The sequence below is a fragment of the Blautia sp. HA3515 genome (genome assembly GCF_059933065.1).
On record NZ_JAYFUY010000145.1, the window covers coordinates 1 to 2,693 of the forward strand.

General features: G+C 39.2%; 2 protein-coding genes and 1 pseudogene. All 3 read left to right on the plus strand.

From position 1 onward, the window contains the following. Positions 1-272: 272 nt before the first annotated feature. The 3 genes and pseudogenes from R1Y93_RS11830 to R1Y93_RS11840 all read left to right on the plus strand — a co-directional run bounded on the left by R1Y93_RS11830 (position 273) and on the right by R1Y93_RS11840 (position 2,625). Positions 273-457: pseudogene (locus tag R1Y93_RS11830) on the plus strand (helix-turn-helix domain-containing protein). A gap of 58 nt (positions 458-515) precedes the next feature. Beyond that, complete coding sequence (locus tag R1Y93_RS11835) at positions 516-1,181, plus strand: response regulator transcription factor (RefSeq protein ID WP_500822955.1); 666 nt, start codon at positions 516-518, stop codon at positions 1,179-1,181. 139 nt (positions 1,182-1,320) lie between these two features. Continuing rightward, positions 1,321-2,625 (plus strand): sensor histidine kinase, encoded by a 1,305-nt coding sequence (locus tag R1Y93_RS11840; RefSeq protein WP_500822956.1) that lies wholly within the window; start codon positions 1,321-1,323, stop codon positions 2,623-2,625. The last annotated feature ends 68 nt before the right edge of the window (positions 2,626-2,693 follow it).

Sequence of the window (2,693 nt, forward strand, 5' to 3'; positions counted from 1 at the left end):
TTGTGCAGCAATCCTCGTATGTGGAAGCTGACTTGATACAAAAATTGATGTCTCTCTCTTCTAAGCTGTTTTTTCCAAGTAGAGTCATTTCGATTAGACTGCTATTCTTTGGGGCCAATGTGGTAAGTTTCCTGATAACTACATTGACAATCAGTGCTATAAAATTGTGATACATTTACATAGTTGCCCTAACTCACAATTCATGTCTTGCTATTGTTCGGTTATCCGAGTATAATCATGCAGAAACCATATGAGAAAGGATAGATGAAGCTATGGAATATATGTCCGCACCACAGGCAGCAAAAAAATGGGGCATTTCAGAAAGACGAGTGCAGATACTTTGCAAAGAGAATCGAATCCCGGGTGCTTCTAAAAATGGGACATGTGGCTGATACCAAAAGATGCGGAAAAGCCTATTGATGGACGTAGGAAGTCTTTCGGGGGTAAGAAAGAATAGTGTACTTCATCGGAAATTCAAAAAAAATATGATACACTATGGGCTTGGAGGTGGAATAATGCAGAAAATTTTAATTGTTGAAGATGATGCTGATATTCAAGATATACTGAAAAACCATCTTATTGATGCAGGGTATGAAGTTGTTGTTGCTTCTGACGGCGTGGCTGGGATAGCGATGTTTGACGATACAATCAATCTTATATTGTTAGACATTATGCTTCCGAAAATTGATGGTTATGGTGTATGTGAGGTCATTCGCAAAAGGTCACAAGTACCAATCGTTATGCTTACTGCACTAGCAGATGAAGAAAATCAGTTGAGGGGCTTTGAACAACAGATTGATGATTACATTCCCAAGCCCTTTTCTCCCAAAATATTGTTATGTAAGATTGAGGCTATACTTCGGCGTAGAACTACTGAGAATCAAAAGCAATTCTTACTTATCTATAAAGAGTTGAGTATAGATATTGACGGATTTCATGTGTATCAAAGTGGAAACGAAGTCGTATTGACCAGTAAGGAGTTTTCGCTTCTTAGGCTTATGGTTGAAAATCAAGGGAGAGTTTTTACTCGGCAGATGTTACTTGAACGATTGTGGCCGGATGATTTGGAAGTCGAAGATCGAATTGTTGACAGCCATATAAAGAACATTCGTAAAAAGCTAAATGCCGATTATATAAAAACAATTAGAGGGGTGGGATATAGAATTGATAAAGTGCATTAAAAGGCGGTTATCTGTCAAGATTTTTATAATTACTTTTCTCTTGTTGGGGGTAGCTTGCTGTGGAACATATTTCTTTATCTCAAAGCTACTGCCTACGACATATTCAAATTTTATAAACTCGGCTACGGAGAAAGCCGCCATGCACCTTGCCGAGCAAATGACGGGTTTTGATAATATAGACGATTGTGAAGATGAATTAACAGATTTTTCAGCGGAAACAAATGCTACTTTTTGGATTGAGGACAGCAACGGCTATATTATCTATCCAAATGAAGCGTCGCCAGAAACTTCTACCGTTTCTGCAGATCAAATAGTTACATTTGATCAAGGTGAGTCATTCATAGATATGCAACCGTCTGGGACAACCACGACGAACTTTTACCCGATTACTCTAAAAAACGGTACTACTTATACGTTGGCAGTTCAAACAGATTTGCTCGTTGTACAGCAGGCAACAAAAGTATTACTGTCTATACTTCCGTATGTCATCCTAATGGTTTTTGTACTTGCTCTCCTGTGTGCTTGGCTCTATACAGCGTACATTACTCGACCTATTGTGCGATTGAGTAAGATTTCAAAGCAAATGACGGAACTGGATTTTTCTGGTCAATGTGACATAGCAAGAGAAGATGAATTGGGGCGTTTAGCACAAAATCTAAATTCGCTGTCTAATTCGCTTTCTACTGCATTGAACGACCTTCAAATTGCAAACCAGCAGCTCACAACAGACATTGAAAAGGAACAAGCATTAGAGCAACAACGGGTAGATTTTTTCTCGGCAGCATCTCATGAATTGAAAACACCGTTGACTATTTTGGAAGGTCATTTGACGGGAATGCTGAACGGAGTCAGAGGCTATGAGAACCACACAGAGTACATGGAGCGTTCCCTTGCGGTTGTTGACAGGATGGAAAAGCTGGTAAAAGAACTGCTGTATGTTTCTAAAGCAGAGGGAACTCAGAAATCCAAATATAAAATCGTTGACTTTGCGGAAGTATTTCGGGTACAGATTGCTGCAGTTTCAGATTTATTGGAAGAAAAGAAACAGCACATTGAGGTGAATATTCCTGATCGACTTTACTGTGAAGTAGAACAAGTGCAGATGGAACGGGCAATTCAAAACATATTGGTAAATGCAATTCGTTATTCTCCAAGTAACGAATTGATCCGTGTAACTTTAGCTGAAATACACGGTACAATTCGTGGTGAAATTGAAAATACAGGTGTTCATGTGTCCGGTGATGCGATTCCACATTTATTTGAGGCTTTTTACCGGGCAGACGCATCCCGTAACCGTAATACAGGTGGAACTGGATTAGGGCTTTATATTGTTCGTAAAATCATGGAAATGCACCATGCAAAGTATGGCATCTCAAATACAAGCAAGGGTGTGCTGTTTTGGTTTGAATTGTCCTGCAAGAAGCCGATAGACAACTCCATCTAAAATCCATAATCCATGCAAACTATATCCAAGTTGCATTGTTATATTATAGCTGTCCTTAAAGGGCAGCT

Excerpts from the sequence above, each read along its gene's own strand:
- R1Y93_RS11835 (WP_500822955.1), top strand. The coding sequence starts at position 516 with ATGCAGAAAATTTTAATTGTTGAAGATGATGCTGATATTCAAGATATA.
- R1Y93_RS11840 (WP_500822956.1), top strand. The coding sequence starts at position 1,321 with ATGCACCTTGCCGAGCAAATGACGGGTTTTGATAATATAGACGATTGT.